The following is a 22,748-nucleotide window of genomic DNA, read 5'->3' as shown; positions in this document are numbered from 1 at the left end:
AACTAAGTGAAAGAGATTGTTCGGTTTTTGACAAGTTATTTAGGTCAATTTATTTGTTTTTTTCTAATAACTGCTTTTCTTTTATACGGAGCTATTACTTACTTTCCAAACAGCCTAATGAGTATTTATTGGATAGCCTTATCTTTATTAGTTTTGTTGCTAGTTTACAGTGTATATTTATTTAAAAGAAGTATTTGATAATAAAACCGACTTCTCCCTTAAATAGAAAAGCCGGCTTTATATATAGACTATTATGAGGAGAGCCCTGATTGTTAGATAAAATTTATATTCACCTCAGTCTATTAGGACAGTCTTTTTTACACCGATGTAGCTCCTTGTCCACCATCAATACGATAATAAGAACCTGATATGAATGATGCCTTTTCAGAAGCTAAAAATGTGATTAAGTTGGCGATTTCAGTAGCCTCAGCATAACGATTCATTGGTACTGACGCTTCAAAAACAGATTTGGCTTCTTCCTCTTTACCTGGCATTGCATTTTTTTCAATAGAACGCATCATCCGAGTATCTACACCCGAAGGACAAACTGCAACAGAACGTATGCCATATTCTGCACCTTCAAGTGCTGCTGTTTTATTAAGAGCGATCACTCCGTGCTTAGATGCTACATATGAACTCATTCCAGGTGCACCTAGCAATCCACCATTAGATGCCATATTTACAATTGAACCTTCTTTTTGATTCATCATTACTTTCATGACATATTTTAAACCTAAGAATACTCCAATGACATTAATATTTAATACATTTTTAAAGTTTTCAACGGTTTGATCCACAATATTTGCAAAATCCCCATTAATCCCTGCATTGTTTACAAATGCATCAATTCTTCCATATCTTTCAACAGTATCATCAACATATTTTTTTACTTCTTCTTCATTTGTTACGTCTGCAGTCAATAATAAAGCATCGTTAATCCCTGCTTCTTTAACTGCCTTTTCTAAGCTTCCCTTTTTTAAATCAACTAATGCTAGCTTTGCGCCTTCCTTAGCAAAAGCTTTTGCCGTAGCGATACCAATACCCCCAGCAGCACCCGTAATTAAAACAACTTTATTTGAGAAATCTCCCATGATGTATCATTCCTTCTATTAATTATTTATACGTGGTTTATGTGTTCTATGATAATTCACTCTATTATTACCTTATTTATAAATGAAATTATGATCGTGCAGTAACTTTAGTTTTCGCAAAAATCTTCAATATTTATAAGATTGACCACCATCGATTGGAATAACAGTTGCATTTATAAAGTTTGCTTGATCAGACAATAAGAATGCGACTAAATAAGCCACTTCTTCTGGTTTGCCAAATCGTTTCATCGGGTTTGTCTCAACAAATTGTTTTCCTGCTTCTTCCCATTTTTCTGAATCAATTTGTCTTAATGAACCTTCGACCATTGGTGTCATGATTGCACCGGGTGCAATGGCTTTGATACTGATTCCGTATTGACCATATTCAATTCCCGAGTTTCTTGTTAATCCAACTACACCGTGTTTACTAGCTGCGTAACCAGATTGGTTTCCTAAACCACGAATACCACCAACTGAAGCAGTATTAACAATAGAGCCAAAACCTTGCTCTCTCATGACTTTCAATACGCTTTTTAGGCCGTAAAACACACCATTTAAGTTAACATTAACTACTTTTTGGAATTCATCAATATCAAAATCTTCTGTGAGACTTTGTTTTCCTTCGATTCCCGCGTTGTTGAAGAAACCATCGATTTTCTTAAATTTCTTAACTGTTTTATTTATATAGTTTTCTACTTCTTTTTCATCTGACACATTTGCAGTGATAAGTAACACTTCTGCGTTCGGTACAACTTCTAACACTTTATTTTTTGTTTCTTGTAATGAAGAAGCGTTTAGATCAACGAGTGAAAGTTTTGCTCCTTCTTTTGCTACTTGTAAGGCAGAAGCTTGACCCAAACCGGATCCTGCACCGGTAATTAATATTACTTTCCCATCAAAACGATTAACCATGGAAAATTCCTCCTTTATTATTCTCATAGAAAATGGCAAATAAATTATGATAGATATTCTATTATGTTTCCTTTAATTAAAATATCTTGAAATAAAGATACATAATCATGTAAGTCATCTACTAGTACCCAAGTGGTACATTTAATCCGGCAAAGCTAACTATTTCCTGTTTAAAACTCAAAAAGCAAGAGGGTTCACCTTCTAAATTTATTATTGAGCTGTATATCCACCGTCAAGGGTTAAACTATTACCAGTCATATATGAAGAGTCATCAGAGGCCATGAATAATACTGCTTTTGCCATTTCTTCTGTTTTACCCAAACGTTTTAATGGTGTAATTGCAGCTAAAGCTTGTTTGTCTTCTTCTGGTATAATTGGTGTATCAATAAAACCTGGGCATAATGCGTTGATACGGATATTTTGTTCTGCATATTCAAGTGCAAGTGAACGAGTTAAGTTGATCACGCCGCCTTTTGCAGCGTTATAGGCAGCTGAACCGGGTGATCCAACCCAACCGTACATAGACGCTGTATTAACAATGGTACCACCATCTGTTTTTAACATTTCACGAATGGACTCACGTGCTACCAAGAAGACTCCATTCAGGTCCACGTTGACAGTTTTGCGCCATTCTGAGTACTCTAAATCGTGTGATGGATGAACCCGACCGATACCAGCATTATTGAAAACAACATCCACTTTACCAAACGTTTCAACAGTTTGTTTGAAAATATTTTTGACTTCTTCTTCACTCGTAATATTTGCCTTTATAAAAAGAACTTCTTGGCTAAGCTCTTTTAACTCTTTCTCAAAAGCTTTTCCTTTTTCCTCATTTAAATCTACAAGAACTACTTTGGCTCCTTCTGAAACAAATAAACGTGCCGTTGCTGCCCCAATACCGGATGCTCCACCAGTGATAACAGCTACTTTATCTTGTAATTTTCCCATTCTAAATCCTCCTAGTTATTGAAAATCATCTACCATATTTAGAGTAAAAATGCTAGATATATTTTATATCTGTGCTTTTTTGTTCATAATTTAATTGTACTACTCTGTTCATATTTAACAATCATTAAGATATCAGTAAGTGTCCACTAACTAGACACTTACGATAAATCTGTCTACTTTAAAGGAGGTTTTTTCATGCATAATGAACAAAATACACCATCTCAACGTCAAAATCGTACAAAAGAACATTTAAAACAGGCATTGATTGAACTCATAAAAGAGAAGGGCTACCATACCGTAACTGTAAAAAATATTGTTGATTATGCTTCTTATAATCGCAGTACCTTTTATATTCATTACCCTGACAAAATTGAACTTGCTAAAGATTTGCTTGCTTCCATGCTTCAAGGGTTAGAATCTTCAGTAGGCAGTCCATATGTACCTGGTCGTAAAGTGTATACAACTAAGCTAAATGCACCGTATTTAAACATCGTTTTCTACATTTATAAAAACCGAAATTTTTTTGAACTCATTAATTACGATGACACCTTACCGGGGTTACATATACAGTTTCCTCAAATGATCTTAAAGATCTATAAGGAACAATTTATTTTTGAAACCATCAACAATATAGCAGTTAATATGGAGTATTTTAAACGTTATACAGCCTATGGATTTTATGGCCTTCTTCAGAATTGGATTCGGAATGGATTTAAGCAAAATCCAGACGAATTTATTCACGAAGTCATTGATCTAGCGAAAACACATATATACTCAATCGAGTATATTGGAAATGAAAGGTAAATAAACTAATAATTTTAGCATCTTGATTGGTTTGCTCATTTATATAAAAAATAAAAAAGAGGAGTTCAGAAGCATGATCTTCTCTTTTTGTTTATAGGTTCCGGTAACATTGATTATGGTAACTAGCTTTTTATGGAGTATACATAAGGTAATTGAAGAGTATTAAAGTATATGGGAAAATAATTGAGGAATTTTTGTTTTTTTAATACTGTGCAAAAGGATCTATTTAAATAGATAGTTTCAACCAAGGAGGAAACAAATGCGAGATTGTCCCGAAGAATTAGACTTTATTTCATTATTTGAATGTATTCCACTTAAAAAGGACAAAAATGAGAGCTTTTTGTACGATGAGTCCACTTTTATCTTTACGAACGAAATAAACAGGTTCGAAGTGAAAATCTCACCATTCTATAATTCTTTCTCGCTTTCAGTAACGGATTTAGAAGATGATGAAATCTTTTACTACAGACTCGAATCAGTTACAAAGATTGAGATCATGAATAACAATAAAGAAAGCAAAGTAATTCGATTATTTATAGATCAAGGAATTGACCGTTTTATAATGATTATGGATTTAGTATTTAGACCCAAATTTAAAGTTGTGCTAAAAGAGGTTTTAGATTCCTAGAACGCATATCATGGTAATTGTAAATGTATGCACTCATACATGAAATAATAAGGATAAAAACTTTAAAAGGAGAAACGACTTTGAAGATAGAGAATCTGAGATTAGCAGAAAAAGCTTTACAGTATTTACTTGTGGGTAGTCAAATGGATGGAATAGAGTTCACGTGTGAGGTTTCCGCCATTTCCCTGACCTTTACTCACTACGATCGAAAGGAAGATGATGCATTCGTTTTAACGATTGAAACAGAGTGGACGGTATATGATGACGTTCCACTTGTCTACCCATCCTCAGAGAAAGAAGTCCCCCCACATACCGAAGAACAGCATTTTAAGCATATTTGGGATGTTAAGAGACAAAAAGTAGTCAATGTTCAATTAGGTCATCGGTCGCCCCATCTCATTATTTCATTTGAATCAGGCAGCATCTTGTTTGTAAACGGTCACGACCCGAATTATGAGTGCTGGCAACTAGGTGATCATTTTGCAGGTGGTAGTTGTGATTGGCTTTTAGTAGCAACTCCAGGCGATGATATAGCAGTTTGGTCTCCTGAAAGCTTTGAATAAACTTCTAGAATGCTGATTATGGTAACTTTAATAAATACTTAGGAAAGGTGAAATTAATGTTTGAAAGTCAGCCAACTAAAAAAGACTTGATAAATAAATTAGAGAACGTTCTTAAAGGAAAGATGTCTAGAGAACAATTTAATCAACGGTCCTATAAATGGGTTCAAAACCTAGAGAGTAGAAATGTGCTCTCTTCTGATGAAGATCAACTACATGAATACCTTATTTTTTTATTATGTATAGATTTAGAGATTGAACCAAATATATATTTTCATGAAGATATAGAACTAAAAAAATGGATTAAAAAAATAACGCTAGGTATTTTATTAACTTAATATAGGTATTTCAATAATTGCCGATAATACGTTTTATGTTAACTACAAACGTATACTTCTACGGCAGGTAGGTTTGATTCTGTTTCAAAACGCTAAAGGAATAAAGTCAAGGTTTTTCTTTGAATTATTGAAATTGTCTTATTAAAAATGATCAAAAATAGGTTGTAAATGAGCTTCAAGTTCAGACATAACACAAAAGCCTTTGCTTAACCTATTAAAGCAAAGGCTTTTTATTTAATCGGATTTCCTCTTATAAAGAAAAAGCTCCCATTGCAATAGATACAAGAATCATTATAACCGATGTTCTAATAGCCCATGGTAAAGTGAATTTTTGGAATTCCCCAAAATCAACTTTCGCCATCCCTACTAATAGATAGGTTGAGGCAACGAGTGGACTTAATAGATGAACGCCAGGTCCCATAAGAGCAGCTCGAGCAATCTCCCCAGAATCCACTCCATAATTACTAGCAGCTTCTGCAATTATTGGTAGAATTCCAAAGTAATATGCATCATTAGACATAAAGGAAGTAAATAGAATAATATGCATGATTAAGCCCTATTTCCTTTTAGATATTTTTCATATGCCTTCAATTAGATAAGAAAAAGATATCACTCCATCATTAATAACTAATCGATTAAAGAGAAATGATATTAATTAGTTTCTTTTATTTATTAAGAAAAGAAAAAAACTAATTTTTGAAGGTCAATGTGTTATTGCTTAAAGATATTTGACGACAAATGAAAATTCCCCCTTCATATCTTATACCAATTTATGTTTTACTTCTCTTTTAAGAATTTGTTTTATTCACTTTATTTCATCATAAAATTTATAAGCACTAAAAGTTGGTTTTTTCAACTACATTAAATACCTTATTGAACTAAAAAGGTATCAGTTTAGTAAGATCCATCTAAGTATAATTAAATTTTATTTTAAAGTATCATGGATCCCCTTCTTTTTCGTACATACTCGTACGGAGATGGTGTTTATGGTTAATCAGTTAGAAGTTCTTACCCAGCATGTCAATGATAAACAATACTATTACTGGCTTCATTACGATTTACTTAGTGCTCAATGATGGCTAATTGTAATTTTAATTGTGCTCTTTCTATTTATTCTTTATCTGCTCGTTGACGGACAACAAATGGTATTTATTCTCTTAGTCTTTTTCATTAGCTTCGTTGTAGTATGTATAAATTAAAAAATATATTAACTATTCTAATGAATTATTAATTTATTTTTCATAGATACTTAAGAGTATTGCCATACAATTATCTTAACGTTAAAAACATATTGGATATGAGGTGTTTTTTGACAAAAATTACTTTCAACAAAAACAAATAATAGTAAATAATTCATGGAGTAAATTGATATAAATTGCACTCATTTTTTGAATTCTAAAATGTATGGCAATGCTAAAGAACAATCAGCTTGTTCTTTAAAAAAAGTTGTGGGAAACCACTGTAAAGAAGGGGAATGTGTATGCAAGAGAACCAAAATAAATTGGGTATTTCACTTAATAAAGTGCCAGAAGTCACAATTTTCTTCTGGATAATCAAAGTTTTATGCACAACTGTAGGTGAAACATTTGCTGATTTTCTAAATTTCAACCTTGGATTTGGGTTAACTCTCACTACTATAATTATGGGAATAGCATTTTTTATTTTATTGTATCTTCAATTTAAAGCAACTAAATATGTCCCAGAGATTTATTGGACAACGGTTGTGCTTATAAGTGTATTTGGAACACTAGTAACTGATAATTTGACAGATGCAATGGGAGTACCTCTTGAAGTTAGTACAATTGTCTTTTCCGTTCTACTTGGATTAACTTTTCTTTTTTGGTACCTGAGTGAAAAAACACTCTCTATACATTCAATTTATACAAGAAAAAGAGAAGTTTTCTATTGGCTTACTATTCTATTCACATTTGCACTTGGAACAGCAGTAGGTGATTTATATTCTGAACAACTAGGTTTTGGATATCTTAAAACGGGAGTAACAGTCATCATTATCATAGGCTGTATCTTTTTGGCATACAAATCGAAACTTAATGGAATTTTAGCATTTTGGATTGCCTATATTCTTACTCGTCCACTGGGAGCATCATTAGGAGATTACCTATCACAAACAAAAGTTAATGGTGGATTAGGTTTGGGAACAACTGTTACTAGTGTTATTTTTCTTTTAGCTATTTTAGCAATAATCGTTTTTCTTGCTATTACAAAAATTGATATAACTTCAAAAAGTGAAATAGTGGATACACGCCAAACACGTGCAAGTAAGAAAAAGATTTTGACACAAACCATTGTAGTGCTTTGCCTTTTCTTAGTTCTAAGTATAGGTGGTTATATCTGGCGCAGTAATGATATAGCATCACAATCCACTGCTTCACAAGCTACATTATCTGGGCAATTAAAGGATTTTATTAAAATTGAAAATGACATGCTCAAGGATGTGAATTCAAAAAACTTTACTTCAACGAAAAAAGGAGCAGACGATTTAGAACATCAATGGGACTCGTCGGAAGCTAAACTTAGAAAAGTAGATGGTTCTAAATGGACTAAAATTGATGGAACTATTGATGTGGTATTAGCAGCAGCTCGTTCATCTAATCCTGATGATAATAAGTGCAAATCAGCTCTTAATAATTCACTGATTGCACTAAACGCAGCTAATAAATAAAAAAGGAATCGCGATTTGCGATTCCTTTTTTATTTCAAAGACAGGTTTTTATTATCATATTTAAATACAAGAGCCGATGTAAATTGGAATTTCATCTAAAATTAACACCTTTTATTTTCATAACATATGACTAAAACACTAATTCTACAGCAAAAGTCAGATAGTTAACTCTTAGAGAGAGACTGACTATTATGTATTTCTTATTCCTATGATAAAACTTCCTATTTTCTAAAAGGAAGATAATCGCAGACGAATTAAATAGAAAGGTTATGACCTGCGTAAATATTAGTGCGTACTTTCAAATGTTTTTAATAGCTCAGAAATTGTAACACATTCGTACCCTTTTTCTTTTAGGGCGGGCAAAATACGTTTGAGAGCCAAAATAGTCTGACTTTTCCCATTCACATGGTCATGCAAAAGAATAATGTCTCCATTTTCTATATCATTTAATACATGTTGAACGATATACTCTACCCCAGGTCGATCCCAATCACGCGTATCATGCTTTTGAGACCACAACACGACCTGCAAGTTAGAGTGTTCTACCACGTCCACGAGTTTTTGGTTGTAAAATCCTTGAACGGGTCTAAATAATGAAGGCTGATACCCACTTATATTAGAAATAGCTTTCTGTGTTAATTCAATTTCCTTAATTAATTGTTTCTCGGAAACATTACGATTCCAAATCAAATGATGAAATGTATGGTTGCCAACTTCATGACCTTCTCGTATTTCTCTTTCAACAATAGATGCATAACGTTCTACACGAGACCCTACGACGAAGAAAGTCGCTTTTGCATCGTATTCTTTCAAAAGGTCTAAGATTTGTACCGTTTCATCTGATGTTGGTCCATCATCAAACGTAAGAGCTATTCTCTTCTTTTGGGTAGGAACAGAATGAATGACATGCTCTTGAGGTAGAGGGATAGAAAATAATGGACTCATCAATGAATAGGCATTAACTTTTTCTTCACTCATTATAAACGTGGTAAATAAAGATACCCCAAGCAACAAAACCATTCTTCTCATAAGCATTCCCTTCTTTAGAAAGTTATGTGTTAAGATAACCTATTGAGTATTTTTTTATGTATAAGTCCTCTACCGTGGACTATAAGTTTGTCGCAGAATAACACTAACCTTTCCTGGCTTACTGTAAGAAGATAACCCTTTACGTATATACACTTACATATAGAGAGAGGTTAACGTATAGAGGCTAGCGAGAAGATAATTAACTTTCAGAGAATCTTACTTCAAAGCACAGGCATAAATAGAACGAGGCAATTTTTAGAGAATACTTCGTAATTTGGAACAAACTAAGAAAAATGGAATCATAATAGTACTCGAATGCCTTCTGCACCTTTCTCTGAAAAGGATCCCTTTGTTGTATGTCGAGCAGCTTCTTTCTGATATAATACTCGAGCCGTCTGATAGTGTCCTGCTCCATAGCTACCTGTTAATATCAGTACTTTTGATTTTTGATGATTCATTCTCTCCACCCACTTAATTATTACTATCCTTGTCACCTAATGTTGTGCTTTCATGTCTTTATATAAGTGTATTCACTCTCTACTTTGCTTAGTTTTTTTTGTTCAAAACGTTTTTCTAGGTAACGTTGATAAAACCAAATGGCGATAGCAAGCCAGCAACCACTAGCAAAATACCCTCCAATAACGTCGCTAGGATAATGCACACCTAAATAAATACGACTAATACCTATTGTCAGAATCATTATAATGCTAGTAACGATTAAAAGTGTACGTCCCCAGCGAGTAGGAATATGACGCCAGAGCAAGAATGAAAGAACGCCGTAAACAGCAAAGGCACTCATAGCATGTCCACTTGGAAAACTATAACCATTTATTTTGATTAATCGATGAAAGTCAGGACGTGCACGATGAAAAAGCAGTTTTAGCAATTCATTAAGAATTGGAGAGCCTACAATAATGGCTATAAATAAAATAAGCTCCGTTCGATGTTTTAATACTTTATAAAGAAAAAATAAACTAAAGAGAGAAATCACTGCAACGGATGGTGTAGAGCCAATGAAAGTAAAACACTTCATAATAGCCGTTAACCCAGGAGATTCGAATCCTTGAATAAACGATATAATAGAATGATCGGATGCCTCAATTTTTGATCCACTAATTAAAATAGCCATCCCACTAAAACAAAGAAGGGATAATATGCTTAACATAAAAGCCAGTGTAAATTGGAATTTCAACTTCATACTACACCTCTAATTTCTGTCCTTTATCAAGCTACTTTTGATGGAATGTGATAAGGTCTTTTTATTTTTACATTTTAATGTTTCTTTGTTTTTGCAGTTAGGAGTATTAAAAATAAAGAGCTTGTTTTATATGCACATTTATAAAGAGTTATTAAACAGAGGCAATACAATCGTTACATTTGTTCCTTCCCCTTCTTTACTTTCAATGTTAATAATGCCGTGGTACTGTTCAACCCAGCGTTTGGCTATAGCCAGCCCTAAGCCCAACCCTCCCTGTTTTCTGCTCCTTGCCTTATCCACTCGATAAAATCTATTTAAAATATAGGGTATATCTTCTTCTGGAATTCCAATTCCTTTATCCATTACTTTAAGGGATACCTTTTCATTGATTAGAGAACAGTCTATAACTACCTCTTTCTCTTCCTTCTTAGAATACTTGACTGCATTATCTAACAAAATGATCAATATTTGTTCTAGATGTCGAGAAGAAATATTCACATAAAGATTTTTATGTGAATGTTTTATTTTAAACTCATAGTTGCTATACAGTACTTCAAAATTCCTTACAACATGTTGGACAGTCGTCCATACATTGATAGATTCAACATCTACAGGATTTATCAGACTATTTTCAGCTCGGGATAACTCTAATAATTCTTGCACCAGATTCGTTAAACGCTCTACTTCTTTCAGACTGGATTTCAAGGATTTATCTAGTATTGCAGCATCATTTTTGCCCCAGCGATTTAACAACATCAAATGTCCTTGAATAATGGCTAACGGAGTCCTTAATTCATGTGAAGCATCCTCTACAAACTGTTTTTGCTGTAAAAAGGAGTCTTCGAGGCTATCCATCAACTCATTAAATAAACTACCTAATTGAGCAAATTCATCGTTTTTTCCATTAATTGGAACACGTTCTTCAAGACCATTCGTTTTTATTTTTTTCATCGTCAATGTTAACGCTTGAATGTTAGATAGTATTTTCTTTGCTAGAATTGTTCCACCTAAAATACTAAAGATAAGCGATCCTACTCCTGCAGCAATCATTAATAAGAAAATCTTATCCATAAAGGCATCGGACATCTCCATATTTCTAATAATTTCAACCGTTCCAGAGAAGTTGTCGGTGACGATAGGAGAACGAAGAACGAGTAGACGTTCGTCGTTCTTTCGAATCACTTTATACTCTTGATGCTTCACTGTTTTCGGTTGCTGCCAGTTTGGTGAAACATTATTTGAGGTACTAGTTATAACGTTTCCTTTCGTATCAAGAATCCGAATCAGCTGATTCTTCTCATTAATTTTTGATAAGTATCCTTCACTGTTTTCAATTTGGTTTAAAGATAAAGGTTCATCATCAGATTGAATAAAAGCCAGAACTTCTTTTAATTGATGAATACCATTTTGCTTCTCATAATTTAAAATACCGTTATCAATCACAATATATTGAAAGAGGTTATAAGAGAGAAAAAGAAAAAATAAAAACATGGAAGACCATAAAGTTATCTTCCATCTTATAGGTAAATCTTTTATATATGTTATCTCTTTTCTCATTCACGCATCACGTACCCAACTCCTTTAATAGTTTGAATATATAACTCTTTGTCCTCTGCACTTAATTTATTTCTTAAATATCTGACATATACATCTACAACATTCGTTTCAACAACTGAATCGTACCCCCACACTTGTTCTAACAGTATATCTCTCGTCAATACTTTATTAATGTTACGCATAAAAATGGCTAGAAGTTCAAATTCTTTGTTCGTGAGTTCAATAGGCTTTTTTTCTTTTATCATTGTTCTTGATTCCAAATCAAGTTCAATATCTTTAAATGTTAATAGTAGCTTCTGATTCAACATCTTGTTGTTTTCTTGGCGTCTAAAAATGACTCGCATCCTTGCAAATAACTCTTCAATTGCAAATGGTTTCGATAAATAATCATCGGCCCCATTATCAAGCCCCATTACACTATCCTTAGCTGTGAGCATAATAACAGGAGTATCCTTAGTTGTTCTGAGTCTTCTACATACTTCAATTCCATTTAATCCAGGCATCATTAAATCAAGTAATATAATATCGTAATTCTGCTTGGTTGCTTTATCTAAACCAGCGCGCCCATCATAAGCTACGTCAACCAAATATCCTTCATATTTTAGTTCTAGTTCTAAAAATTCTACTAATCCTTCTTCATCCTCTATAATTAGTACCTTTTGCATATAAGATACTCTCCTTTGTCTAAAAATAAAAAAACATAGAAACTTTTTCTATCATTAATGAATGCTGATGCTATGTACCCTGATTTTAAAAGATAATAATAAAAAAGATGAACTGAGTTTTTCTATAATTCCTCTTCTTCCTTCAAACCTTTTCTTCAATTTATCAAGTGAAAATTAGATTTCAATAAAAAAGAGATTAAGAATAAATGAAATTATTTCTTAATCTTCTTTAATCAATCATATAAAGCTACTCTCGAGATTCCCCTTAGAACCTTCGATGTCAAACGTCATGGTGAACTGTGCATATTCTTACTATTAAAATTTAACTTTCTTTAATGGTGTATCCTATACCTCGAACAGTCTCAATGAGTGAGGTACTAAATCCTTCTTCAACTTTCTTTCTCAAATAACTTATATAAACATCAAGTACATTTGTGTCGCCATCGTATTCATATCCCCATACATTCAGTAAGATACCTTCACGCGTAACCGTTTTATTTTTATGAAGGACCAAATAAACCAATAAATTATACTCCTTAGGTGTTAAGCAGATTTTTTGCCCAGCTCTAATTACTTCTCTTGATTCGGTATTTATAACTACATCTTTAATTAATAATAATGAGTCATTTTCTGTCTTATCTCTAATAACAAGATGCTTATAACTTAGTAAAGAACGTATCCTAGCTAGCAATTCTTCAGTTTTAAATGGCTTAGTTATATAATCATTTGCTCCATGATCTAATCCCATTACCTTGTCTAGAGTTGAATTACGGGCTGTTAAAAGAATAATAGGCACGTAATTTTCTCTCTTTCTTAATTTACGCAAGACCTCTATACCACTCATTTTCGGCAGCATAATGTCAAGTAGAATTAAATCAAACAAATCTGATAAGGCTGTTTCGAGACCATCTCTTCCATTGTTTTTTATTTTCACTTGGTAACCTTCATGTTCAAGTTCCATTTTTAATATGTTTCCTATTTCTACTTCATCTTCCACAATTAGAATGCTTTCTTTCATCGAACCCCTCTTTTCAAACTCTGGATTTTTACATATCGTTGTTCCCATAACGAAGAGAAGTGTATAGCTACCACAAACCAACACCTCGTTGAAAGATAGGGAATTTTAAGTGCTGAACATAAAAACATAAGATAAAAGACTGCTATTAAGATGTGATATCAAATTCCCTACCCATTGTTCTTTGCTTTAATAACAATTACTTCACTAATATCATTAAAGTTGGATGAGGGTTTTACAATGGCCAATTGTGTTAGTCCATATTCATCGGGTTTTACTTTAATTACTTTTCCTAAAGCTAATTTCCCTTGAAAAATTGAACTGATAGGAGAGGTTTGAACTTTATCTCCTACATTGACCTCAGCCTCACTAGGAATTTTTCTAATAATTAAATTACCCTTTTTATCATCATAGCCTTCTAATGTTCCATTTACGTTTTTCTTATCCTTTAACATTACCGCCATGCGATTTGTCCTAAGGTTTGAGCTAATTAGTTCTACTATAGAGGTTGACGAGAAAACTTTAGATACCTTCCCAATGACTCCATTTGTACCTAGCACATTCATATCTATTTTTAACCCCTGATTCTTTCCCTTATCAATTGTTATTTCATTGTTCCAATTGTTCGTTGAGCGACCAATTACGGTAGCTGTTACAGGATTATAGGCTTTCACCTTAGCTTCTGTTTTTAGAATTTTTTTAAATGCTTTATTTTCATATTCCAACTTATAAACATTTGCTTCATCCTGATTTTCAGTGGCTAGTTTATTCTTTAAGGTAACGTTTTCCCGGTAAGTGGAAAATAATTGACTCACTTGTTGAGGTTCACTCCAAGAAACCTTGTCTAGAAAAGGTAAGCTATCTTTGTACAAGCTCCCAACAACAATGAATCCTCCTATAGCAAGAATCCCTCCTATCAAAATATATCTATGTCTTCTCTTCTTTCTTTGAAAACGTATCAAAATGGCACCTTCCTACCAATAGTCATGCTATTTATAATATTATTAGCTGTTTCTTAAAAACTTCTTAAGTATTATCATCTTTGAACTCTTAATAGCTGTTTGACATTCTCCTTCTTTCAATGAATTGTACTTATTTTCTTGTTTCAGAAGCTGAAGGCATAACGTTAAGTTTAAAAAAATTGGCTCATATGATTTAAATTTAATACTGTGTAATGAAATTTAAATGAAATTTAAATGAAATTTAAATGAGAATTCAATGAAAAGTTTTTTATAGAAATCTCATTAAATTCTTATTTACTTTTCATTTTCATTTTATAAAAAGACTGTACAGTTTGAATTGCAATGATAAGGCTTTTAAAGAATTTTTTAGAAAAACTTTAGGTATGTGTGCCGTTTATTTAAGAGAATAAACAGTTAGCACAAGAAGGAGAGAAAATTTAAAAATGCAAGCATCTTCGCCAATGAATAAAATTGCACAAATTACCCTTGTTTTTTGGATTATGAAGATTTCTGCTACGACACTAGGTGAAACCGCAGGTGACTTATTAGCACAAACACTGGGAGTTGGATACGCAGTTAGTACGCTAATCTTTTTTAGCATATTTTTAATTACACTTGTAGCTCAACTGAGCTCTAGGAGATATATTCCGGCCCTTTATTGGACTGTTATTCTGTCAACTAGCGTAGCTGGCACAACAATGTCTGATTTTATGGACCGTACACTGGCATTAGGTTACGCAAAAGGCTCGATGATATTAATCACTATATTGTTGTCGATATTTGCATATTGGTATTTTAGCGAGCGTTCATTAAATATCAATTATATTAGAAATCGCAAGGCTGAAGTACTTTATTGGATTGCCATTCTTTTCTCAAACACATTAGGTACAGCTTTAGGGGATTTTTTGTCTGATACGTCTGGCCTTGGGTACATAGGTGGAGCTATTTTAATCGGCAGCTTACTAGCATTCATCGTTATATGTACCTTCTATACAAAGATTTCTCGTGTATTTTTATTCTGGGTAGCATTTGTTTTAACTCGCCCTTTCGGAGCAACATTTGGAGATCTTTTGACAAAGCCACATGAAAAAGGTGGTTTGGACTTAGGTACGACAGGATCTTCTCTAGTCCTAGCCTCCATTCTTATTGCCTTTATGATTTATACAACATTTAAACAAAATAACGTAAGTTCAGAACAAGCGCTGTAGATTTTCTTTTTTATTTAATACATTATAAAATTCATAAAAAGGAAAAATCTAATGAAGTGACTGATTGCATGAACACCCCCTTTTTCGCACATACTCGTACGGAGGTGGTGTTTATGGTTAATCAGTTAGAAGTTCTTACCCAGCATGTCAATGATAAACAATACTATTACTGGCTTCATCACGATTTATTTAGTGCCCAATGGTGGCTAATTGTGATTTTAAGTGCGCTCTTTCTATTCATTTTTTATCTGCTAGTTGACCGACAACGAATGGTATTTATTCTCTTAGTATTTTTCATTAGCTTTGTATTAGTAGGTATTGTGGATGAACTGGGAAAGTTCTTTGATGTATGGAGCTACCCTCATCAATTCCTAGTGTTTACCCATCGGTTTAATTCCGTTGATTTTGCGGTTATCCCAGTTATACTTACGTTGGTGTACCAATTCTTTAGCAAATGGAAGTTCTATTGGATTGCACTATTATCAAATTTGTAGTCCCACTTATAAGCCCCTACTTTGGATGCTGGCTCATACTTAGCTAAAAACCATTTGTTATTTACATTCATCTTTATATTTTCCTTTATAACCTTTATATTTTGCCATCTAAATAGACTAAATCACAGGTTTATTCTATTTTAATTATATATCAAAATTGAGTTGGGAAACTTGAATATCATATACAAAGTTAGTTAACATAATCACTCTTTCCAGAAAATATGTGAAAAACGATCCCTTGATAATCAAGGGATCGTTCACTTTTTGTTTTTCTTTTTTATCTTTGAAATACCATTGGTTATTGTACATTTTTACCACTTATAGCTTAAACGAGATTGTAAGAGATTGTCCTTAGTGACCCATAAAAAATTCCCCTCCACGTATAGTGTAACCCTCACTCTCAAAGAGTAGTTTTTTCACACTATATTTAGAGGGGATAATACCAAATTTTACTTATTTTCTCGCATTACTTGAGCTACTTCAGTAAAAATTACGCCTAAGCCATGTGCACCTGCGTCCGGATAACCAAGACTTCTTTCTCCAACCGTACCAGCACGTCCCATACGTGCAACAATCTGTTCGGTTGATTTTGCTCCTTCAACAGCAGCTTCTGCTGCTTTGACAAGAGCATGTTTCAAGCTTTCACCTTCAGCAGCACTTGATGTTAACGTATCTGCATAAGGTACTAAGGCATCGATTAAAGTTTTATCTCCCACAACAGCTCCACGTCCAAAAGAACGTTCTCCTGTTGCTTGAATTCCTTTTACAGACGCTTGGACCATTTTAGCAAATTCTGCTAAAGTGAGTTCGGTTTTAGATTCGGTGTTCTTTCCAGCCGCACGAAACGCTGATCCCCAAATAGGTCCTGATGCTCCACCACAGTGCTCCATGATAACGATAGAACACGCCTCTAAAAAGTTGCCAATATCATTTGATTTATTTTCTAGAATTTCGTGCCATTCAGATTTCAACTGTTTGAATCCTTTAGCAACACTCATTCCAAAGTCCCCATCACCAGCATGGGAATCTAATTCACAGAATGGTATTTCATTTCTAATAATACATTCACTCATTTGGTCAACCATAAAAATAATATTATTCAACGTTAATCGATTTTCCGTTACTACGGAATATTCTTTGTTGGTTTGCACCTCATAGGACACTTTCGGGGCCTCCACGGTACCGATGATTTCATCATAAGTGACAGCTGGTACTTCACCTTTGATTCTTAGCGCAGGAGTATCGCACTCTTCAGATAAGAGACTCTTTAAGTTTTCATCTAATTTCATAATTGAAATAGAAGCACCGGCCATATCAATGGCTGTCATATAGTTTCCGACAAACGTTCTTGCAATCGTTACTTTTCTACGTGACAATTCACGAATGACAGAATGATTTAATAAATATAATTCTTGAAGAGGTGTGCTTCCAAATCCATTAATTAGGACAGCCACTTCTCCTTTTCCATCTTCTATACCTATTTCTTTTAATAATGCCGTTACCATGCGCTCTGCAAGTTCGTCTGCTGAAATGATTTTTTCACGACGGATACCAGGTTCTCCATGAATGCCAACCCCAAATTCCATCTCATCTTCTGCAAGCTCAAACGTAGGAGTTCCTTTAGCAGGAACTGTACAAGAAGTTAGCCCAATACCAATGCTTTTAACATTCGCAATAGCGTTTTCTGCTGCCTCTTTCACTTTTGGTAGATCATATCCGCGTTCTGCTGCAGCACCTGCTATTTTATGGACAAGAACAGTACCAGCTACTCCACGTCTTCCAACTGTATATAAACTGTCCTGTACAGCAATATCATCATCTACTTTTACATAATCCACTTGAATTCCATCTTCTTCTGCCAGATAAGCAGCATTCTTGAAATTCATCATGTCACCACTGTAGTTCTTAATAACTAGTAAAGCTCCCTTATCGCTTGCTGTTTCTTTAATGGCTTGATAAATCTGTATTTGAGAAGGTGAGGCAAATACATCACCACAAACTGCTGCATCTAACATGCCCTTCCCAACATATCCAGCGTGAGCAGGTTCATGTCCACTACCGCCCCCACTAATTATACTTACTTTGTTTTTATTAATTTGCTCTTTTTTAATGACTTTATATTTTTCAATTAAATTCAGTTCAGTATGTGCTAGAACCATTCCTTTACACATTTCAAGTACGACATCTTCTGGTTTATTAATAATTTTTTTCATCTTATATTAACCTCTTCTTATAATCATTTCCAATTTGATCTGCTGCGATGATAGCTGCAGCTACTGACTCTGGAGTAATAGGGAATGGCATAGAATAAATAGATTCCTCTGGAATACAAGCTTTATTAGCTACTTCCATTAACTCTTCTTGTGTGATTTGTTCTACTCCAATATCAGCAAGACAAACTGGAAGTCCTACTGCTAAACAGAAATCTAACACTTCTTCTATTTCCTCAGTTGGGGCATTTTCCAATACCAATTGTGCTAATGTACCAAAAGCTACTTTTTCACCGTGGAAGTAGTGGTGCGCACTTTCTAAAAGAGTAAGTCCATCATGAATTGCATGTGCGCCAGCTAATCCACCACTTTCAAACCCTAATCCTGATAATAAGATATTGGCTTCAATAATGTTTTCTAAGGCTGGAGTAACAACATTATGATCGCTTGCAGCTTTTGCTTTAACCCCGTCCTCTAATAGAGTGTTGTAGCAATGTTTTGCTAAAACTAACGCTGCATTTGTACCTTTTGCTGGTGCACATAAGTCCTCACGCACTCCACAAGGTAATCCAGCATTTACATTAGAGAAAGCACGTGCTGTTGCTCTTGCTTCGAAATAAGTGGATAATGCATCTCCCATACCAGATACTAAGAATCGAGTAGGTGCATTAGCAATCACTGTTGTATCAATCAATACAACACTTGGGCTTTGCTTAAAGTATGCGTAATTATCGAAAGCACCCTCTGGTGTATATATAACTGCGGAATGACTTGTAGGTGCATCTGTAGCAGCGATTGTTGGGACGATAATTAATCCCTCTCCCTCTGCCACACATTTTGCTGTATCAATTGCCTTACCGCCACCTAAACCAATTGTACAATCACAGTTGTTTTCTTTTGCTATTTCCTGCAATCTAGAAATTTCTGGTCTTGAACATTCGCCATTGAATCCGCCTTCAAAAAATGTAATACCATATTTTTCTGCTGTTGCATCTAATTTGTCTTGTACACGTTTAATATCTTCAGGATGTGCTATTAAAAGTGCAGAAGTACCAAATGTTTTCACGAAATAACCTAGGTTTAAAATTTCATTTTCACCTTGAATGTATTTTGAAGGACTAATAAATGCTTTCCTCATAAGTAAAACCTCCTAATTGACTTTGTAATCCCTTACAATTGGAATTTTACTATCTTTTGTCCAAGATTACATTAGTCTTAAATGACGAGTTTTTACAACCTTTTATCGTATTTTTTTGCTCTCTTCATTTAATATGGTATTATTATGACATTATTTCAGGTAAAAATATTACCAAGTTCATGTTGAGCAGAGATGACCTTTATCGCTAAGAACTCTTTTATTTCATGAACTAAAGAATAAAGAAAAAGTATTCTCAAATAGTTGATTTAAACTACCACAAGGTAAGTAAGGGAGATAAAAACATCATTGAAAACTACTTACATGAATTTAGATAAAATACTAGATTTAAAAAAGTGGCGAAATCTTCAAGATTCGCTTGCTCTTGTTACAAAATTAGCGATTGTCACGGTTAACTATAAAGGAGTGCCCATTTCTCAACACAGTAGCGTACGTCCATTTTGTGAGACTATGCGTAAAAATCCTAATACAGCAAAACTTTGTGAAAAGTGCGATGCGCGGGGAGGACTAGAGGCAGTCAGAACCAATGCTCCTTATATCTATTTATGCCACTGGAATATTGTCGATATTGCCATTCCCATTATAATTGATGATAAATATGTAGGTGCCATCATGGCGGGAGAAGTGAAAATTAAGGATGGTGACAAACATCCTCCCTTGGAGCAAATGCTTACTGTTCCATCAAAGAGATTTGAACAGAATTTAAATAATAATGAGGAAATACAGAGTCTATATGATTCTATTCCTACTCTATCCTATACAGAAATTAACGACGCTGCTCAAATGTTATATGGGCTTTGTAACTACATTGTAGAGGAAGCTATGAATAAAAACTTAATTTTAGAAGTATATGAAAAGATGGCTCCAGTAAAAGAGGACCTTTCTACTGAAGACATTTCTTACGGTTATTCTCTAGATAATATTCAAAATATAAAAAAGGAATTAGCCAACACAGTTACTAATGCTTACGTAAAAACGTCTATTAACGATCACTTAGTTTGTAAAAACAAAGTATTACAGCCAGCCTTTGACTACATTTATAAACATAAAAGAGAAAAAATATCTCAACAAAAGATGGCCGATTTATGTCACATTAGTACAGGTTATTTCAGCCGTATATTTACCAAAGAAACGGGTATGAATTTTTCTGTTTTTATTTCTCTCAAAAAAATAGAGTGGTCCAAACAATTATTAGAAAAAACGGATTTGTCTATTGCACAGATTAGCGATGAATTAGGTTTTAACGACCCCGGGTATTACATCAAGACATTTAAAAAATATGAAAATATAACTCCTAACGTCTATCGGAAATATTATCAAGAAAAGCTGTAGAATTTTCAGTCCTGATGTAAGAAATATATATAACTTTTCCATACTGATACTATTACTCTAAAAAGGGATACTCTCAGTATGTAAAAGCAAAATCTCTTTAAGTGGAAACACGATTGATTTTTATCTGAGTAAAATAAGAAATAAACAAGCAGCATATTAAATAAACAAATTTTTTATTTACTCCATCCACTTCATTGGGAGTATATCACACATGAATGAACCCATATAAAAAGACACCTTGATTGCCAATATCGAGGTGTCTTATACTTTTTTCATAAAAAATAAGAACTAATCAGCCGTAGAGGCCTCTTTTAATTGGTTTAGCAATTGATCAATGGATTGGCTAATTACAATGGTATTTTCACTGGTGAATCCTTCCTCTAAAACAACTTGAATCATAAGTTCTCTTCCTACCTCTATATCTACAAGTAAAGCTTTTATTAAAAATTGTTCTTTATATATACTTGCACTTACCTAATCACCTATTGTTCTAAGTTGCTACTTTTTTATTTAACACTAACTATATTTTGGCTTTTCAACAATTTTTTTCCTGTAAAATCCAATTAAAAGCTCGGAATCCCCTTTTTAGGATTTGAATAGCTCATTTTTTATAATTAACATAGAGATATTCAATTTTTAAATTAGAAATTGAATATTTACCCTACCACCAGAATGACAAAAAGGACAAACATGATGACTTGTTTGTCCTTTTTACATAGATGATATGTAAGATTTAATTTGCTATCAATCACTTATTTGTTTTAAACGTACTAAAGTTAAACAGTATAACAGCAATAATAAGCTCTATGATAGCGCCTATTTTTCTTTTAAATCAGAGGTAGGCATGAAGAAAGAGACATTTTACAATAAGGTAAAAGTATAGGGGGCAAGGAAGTAAAGTCTTCTTCGTTTCCTAATTTTATTAGATGTCCTAACAAAATAAGTGACTCAACAGTTTGTTAATAATCAAGCTTATAGCTTTAATAAAATCACAGTTTTTTTAAAAATACGTTGATTTAAAAAAACACCCTGAATTAGGTATTCTTCATTTAGATATTCATACTTCCAATTTGGATCATGTTCAACTACTGTAATGTTCATTTTTCTCCCCCTTAATCATTTATTACATGGACAATATAATAAATGATTAAATTAATTCAAAAATCTTAGTATCTCCTAAATTATAATATGTGCCTTCCTATAAAGTACCCTTATTCTCCAATGCATTAACGATGAGGGTGCTTTTTTCTATGTGAAAAATTCATGAGTGCTTGCCAACTGTATGATACAAGTATGGTTTGATAAAAATACATAGCGAACAGGTGTAATTAACATGACAGAAAGGAAGAGGGCTGCTCAGTCTTCTGGCTGCAACTCCAATCAAAATATCAAATAAAAAAGAGCTTATTTCTTTTGCAAGTTTACATAAGATAAATTATAAGAAGTAACAAACCTTTAAAATCCCTATTATTAAAGGTTTTTGTATAGTTGTAATTCAAATGTCGTAAAAGAAAAGTTCCTAAAAGGATAATAACTCTTGCCTTGTTATATTCTTTAGGATAAAATACAATACTGAGATATATTCTCACCATTTTTATTCTGATTTGAAAACCTACTGTACTCTTGTTTGCACAGTAGGTTTTCTATTATAGAAAAGCGTACAATTCAATCACAGTACAAATGATTGGAAAAGGAATGATTAACTACTAAATAGTGATAATTGTTATCTTTATGTAAAATCTAATAACTCTTCTTATAGCTGTAAGTAGATAAAAAACATATTGACATTTAATTTCAAACTAACTAATATGATATACATTACATACACTTTAATTTAATAAACAAAAGCTAAGATAGGATCTTAAGTAATCCTAATCTCCCTGTTATAGAGAGCTGATAATTGGTGGAAGTCAGTACAAAGATTAGAGATGAAATTCACTCCTAGAGCTTCCTCTTCT

22 protein-coding genes, 1 pseudogene and 1 other annotated feature (1 of these 24 cut by a window edge) are annotated in these 22,748 nt (G+C 33.3%); of the genes and pseudogenes, 8 read left to right on the top strand and 15 right to left on the bottom strand.

Features of this window, described 5'->3' with window-relative positions; all coding sequences use genetic code 11:
* Positions 1–317: 317 nt before the first annotated feature.
* The 3 genes from LAV82_RS28690 to LAV82_RS28680 form a co-directional block, all read right to left on the bottom strand.
* Positions 318–1,091 (bottom strand): SDR family NAD(P)-dependent oxidoreductase, encoded by a 774-nt coding sequence (locus LAV82_RS28690; protein WP_499717463.1) that lies wholly within the window; start codon positions 1,089–1,091, stop codon positions 318–320.
* Between the two features lie 126 nt (positions 1,092–1,217).
* On the bottom strand, positions 1,218–2,003 hold the full coding sequence (locus LAV82_RS28685) for an SDR family oxidoreductase (RefSeq protein ID WP_013056516.1): 786 nt from the start codon (positions 2,001–2,003) through the stop codon (positions 1,218–1,220).
* Positions 2,004–2,213: 210 nt separating this feature from the next.
* A complete protein-coding gene (locus LAV82_RS28680) occupies positions 2,214–2,951 on the bottom strand; it encodes an SDR family NAD(P)-dependent oxidoreductase (RefSeq protein WP_499717462.1) in 738 nt (245 codons plus the stop codon).
* 195 nt (positions 2,952–3,146) lie between these two features.
* On the opposite strand from LAV82_RS28680, the gene LAV82_RS28675 reads away from it, so the two are divergent.
* From LAV82_RS28675 to LAV82_RS28660, 4 genes are all read left to right on the top strand, one after another.
* Positions 3,147–3,755 carry a TetR/AcrR family transcriptional regulator gene (locus LAV82_RS28675; RefSeq protein WP_499717461.1) on the top strand — a complete coding sequence of 203 codons (609 nt, stop codon included), beginning with the start codon at positions 3,147–3,149 and terminating at the stop codon, positions 3,753–3,755.
* A gap of 259 nt (positions 3,756–4,014) precedes the next feature.
* Entirely contained in the window at positions 4,015–4,383 is a 369-nt protein-coding gene (locus tag LAV82_RS28670) for a hypothetical protein (RefSeq protein ID WP_499717460.1), read from the top strand.
* 80 nt (positions 4,384–4,463) lie between these two features.
* Positions 4,464–4,946 (top strand): hypothetical protein, encoded by a 483-nt coding sequence (locus LAV82_RS28665; RefSeq protein WP_499717459.1) that lies wholly within the window; start codon positions 4,464–4,466, stop codon positions 4,944–4,946.
* Positions 4,947–5,002: 56 nt separating this feature from the next.
* Entirely contained in the window at positions 5,003–5,281 is a 279-nt protein-coding gene (locus LAV82_RS28660) for a hypothetical protein (protein ID WP_499717458.1), read from the top strand.
* Positions 5,282–5,531: 250 nt separating this feature from the next.
* Here the strand turns inward: LAV82_RS28660 and LAV82_RS28655 are convergent.
* Positions 5,532–5,813 (bottom strand): annotated as a pseudogene (locus LAV82_RS28655) (citrate transporter); the annotation flags it as partial.
* 948 nt (positions 5,814–6,761) lie between these two features.
* On the opposite strand from LAV82_RS28655, the gene LAV82_RS28650 reads away from it, so the two are divergent.
* Positions 6,762–7,964, top strand: coding sequence for a COG4705 family protein (locus tag LAV82_RS28650; RefSeq protein ID WP_499717457.1), 1,203 nt, complete (start codon positions 6,762–6,764; stop codon positions 7,962–7,964).
* A gap of 285 nt (positions 7,965–8,249) precedes the next feature.
* Here LAV82_RS28650 and LAV82_RS28645 read toward each other — a convergent pair whose 3' ends face one another.
* The 7 genes from LAV82_RS28645 to mreC all read right to left on the bottom strand — a co-directional run bounded on the left by LAV82_RS28645 (position 8,250) and on the right by mreC (position 14,390).
* The gene (locus LAV82_RS28645) at positions 8,250–8,993 is read right to left on the bottom strand and encodes a polysaccharide deacetylase family protein (protein WP_274589034.1); all 744 of its coding nucleotides are present in this window, start codon (positions 8,991–8,993) and stop codon (positions 8,250–8,252) included.
* A 299-nt stretch (positions 8,994–9,292) separates the two neighbouring features.
* The gene (locus LAV82_RS28640; RefSeq protein WP_211079470.1) at positions 9,293–9,451 is read right to left on the bottom strand and encodes a hypothetical protein; all 159 of its coding nucleotides are present in this window, start codon (positions 9,449–9,451) and stop codon (positions 9,293–9,295) included.
* Positions 9,452–9,501: 50 nt separating this feature from the next.
* Entirely contained in the window at positions 9,502–10,191 is a 690-nt protein-coding gene (locus LAV82_RS28635) for a phosphatase PAP2 family protein (protein ID WP_499717456.1), read from the bottom strand.
* Between the two features lie 138 nt (positions 10,192–10,329).
* Entirely contained in the window at positions 10,330–11,748 is a 1,419-nt protein-coding gene (locus LAV82_RS28630) for a HAMP domain-containing sensor histidine kinase (protein WP_499717455.1), read from the bottom strand.
* Positions 11,745–12,413 carry a response regulator transcription factor gene (locus LAV82_RS28625; protein WP_499717454.1) on the bottom strand — a complete coding sequence of 223 codons (669 nt, stop codon included), beginning with the start codon at positions 12,411–12,413 and terminating at the stop codon, positions 11,745–11,747. Before LAV82_RS28625 ends, LAV82_RS28630 begins: the two co-directional genes overlap by 4 nt.
* Before the next feature lie 322 nt (positions 12,414–12,735).
* Positions 12,736–13,431, bottom strand: coding sequence for a response regulator transcription factor (locus LAV82_RS28620; protein ID WP_499717453.1), 696 nt, complete (start codon positions 13,429–13,431; stop codon positions 12,736–12,738).
* A gap of 167 nt (positions 13,432–13,598) precedes the next feature.
* Positions 13,599–14,390: a rod shape-determining protein MreC gene (gene mreC, locus LAV82_RS28615; RefSeq protein WP_029324503.1), complete on the bottom strand. Its 792-nt coding sequence runs from the start codon at positions 14,388–14,390 to the stop codon at positions 13,599–13,601.
* A 443-nt stretch (positions 14,391–14,833) separates the two neighbouring features.
* Between mreC and LAV82_RS28610 the strand changes: the two genes are divergently transcribed.
* Together LAV82_RS28610 and LAV82_RS28605 are read left to right on the top strand one after the other, a co-directional pair.
* Positions 14,834–15,598, top strand: a complete 765-nt coding sequence (locus LAV82_RS28610) for a COG4705 family protein (RefSeq protein WP_223268917.1) — start codon at positions 14,834–14,836, stop codon at positions 15,596–15,598.
* Between the two features lie 113 nt (positions 15,599–15,711).
* The gene (locus tag LAV82_RS28605) at positions 15,712–16,092 is read left to right on the top strand and encodes a hypothetical protein (RefSeq protein WP_211079466.1); all 381 of its coding nucleotides are present in this window, start codon (positions 15,712–15,714) and stop codon (positions 16,090–16,092) included.
* Positions 16,093–16,541: 449 nt separating this feature from the next.
* Here the strand turns inward: LAV82_RS28605 and dhaK are convergent, their stop codons facing one another.
* Both dhaK and LAV82_RS28595 read right to left on the bottom strand, forming a co-directional pair.
* On the bottom strand, positions 16,542–18,305 hold the full coding sequence (gene dhaK / locus LAV82_RS28600; RefSeq protein WP_499717452.1) for a dihydroxyacetone kinase subunit DhaK: 1,764 nt from the start codon (positions 18,303–18,305) through the stop codon (positions 16,542–16,544).
* A 1-nt stretch (position 18,306) separates the two neighbouring features.
* Positions 18,307–19,440, bottom strand: coding sequence for a glycerol dehydrogenase (locus tag LAV82_RS28595; protein ID WP_499717451.1), 1,134 nt, complete (start codon positions 19,438–19,440; stop codon positions 18,307–18,309).
* Positions 19,441–19,746: 306 nt separating this feature from the next.
* On the opposite strand from LAV82_RS28595, the gene LAV82_RS28590 reads away from it, so the two are divergent.
* Complete coding sequence (locus tag LAV82_RS28590) at positions 19,747–20,790, top strand: PocR ligand-binding domain-containing protein (RefSeq protein ID WP_499717450.1); 1,044 nt, start codon at positions 19,747–19,749, stop codon at positions 20,788–20,790.
* A gap of 288 nt (positions 20,791–21,078) precedes the next feature.
* Here the strand turns inward: LAV82_RS28590 and LAV82_RS28585 are convergent, their stop codons facing one another.
* Both LAV82_RS28585 and LAV82_RS28580 read right to left on the bottom strand, forming a co-directional pair.
* Positions 21,079–21,210, bottom strand: a complete 132-nt coding sequence (locus tag LAV82_RS28585) for a Spo0E family sporulation regulatory protein-aspartic acid phosphatase (protein WP_307872060.1) — start codon at positions 21,208–21,210, stop codon at positions 21,079–21,081.
* A gap of 552 nt (positions 21,211–21,762) precedes the next feature.
* Positions 21,763–21,891, bottom strand: a complete 129-nt coding sequence (locus LAV82_RS28580; protein ID WP_141528257.1) for a GrpB family protein — start codon at positions 21,889–21,891, stop codon at positions 21,763–21,765.
* Between the two features lie 740 nt (positions 21,892–22,631).
* Positions 22,632–22,748: a binding site (T-box leader), on the top strand; it runs 98 nt beyond the window's last position.

The organism is Bacillus sp. ILBB4, assembly GCF_035064545.1.
Taxonomy (GTDB): domain Bacteria; phylum Bacillota; class Bacilli; order Bacillales; family Bacillaceae_H; genus Priestia.
The sequence above is the reverse complement of the archived record's forward strand: the minus strand, read 5'-3'. Positions and strand labels throughout refer to the sequence as shown.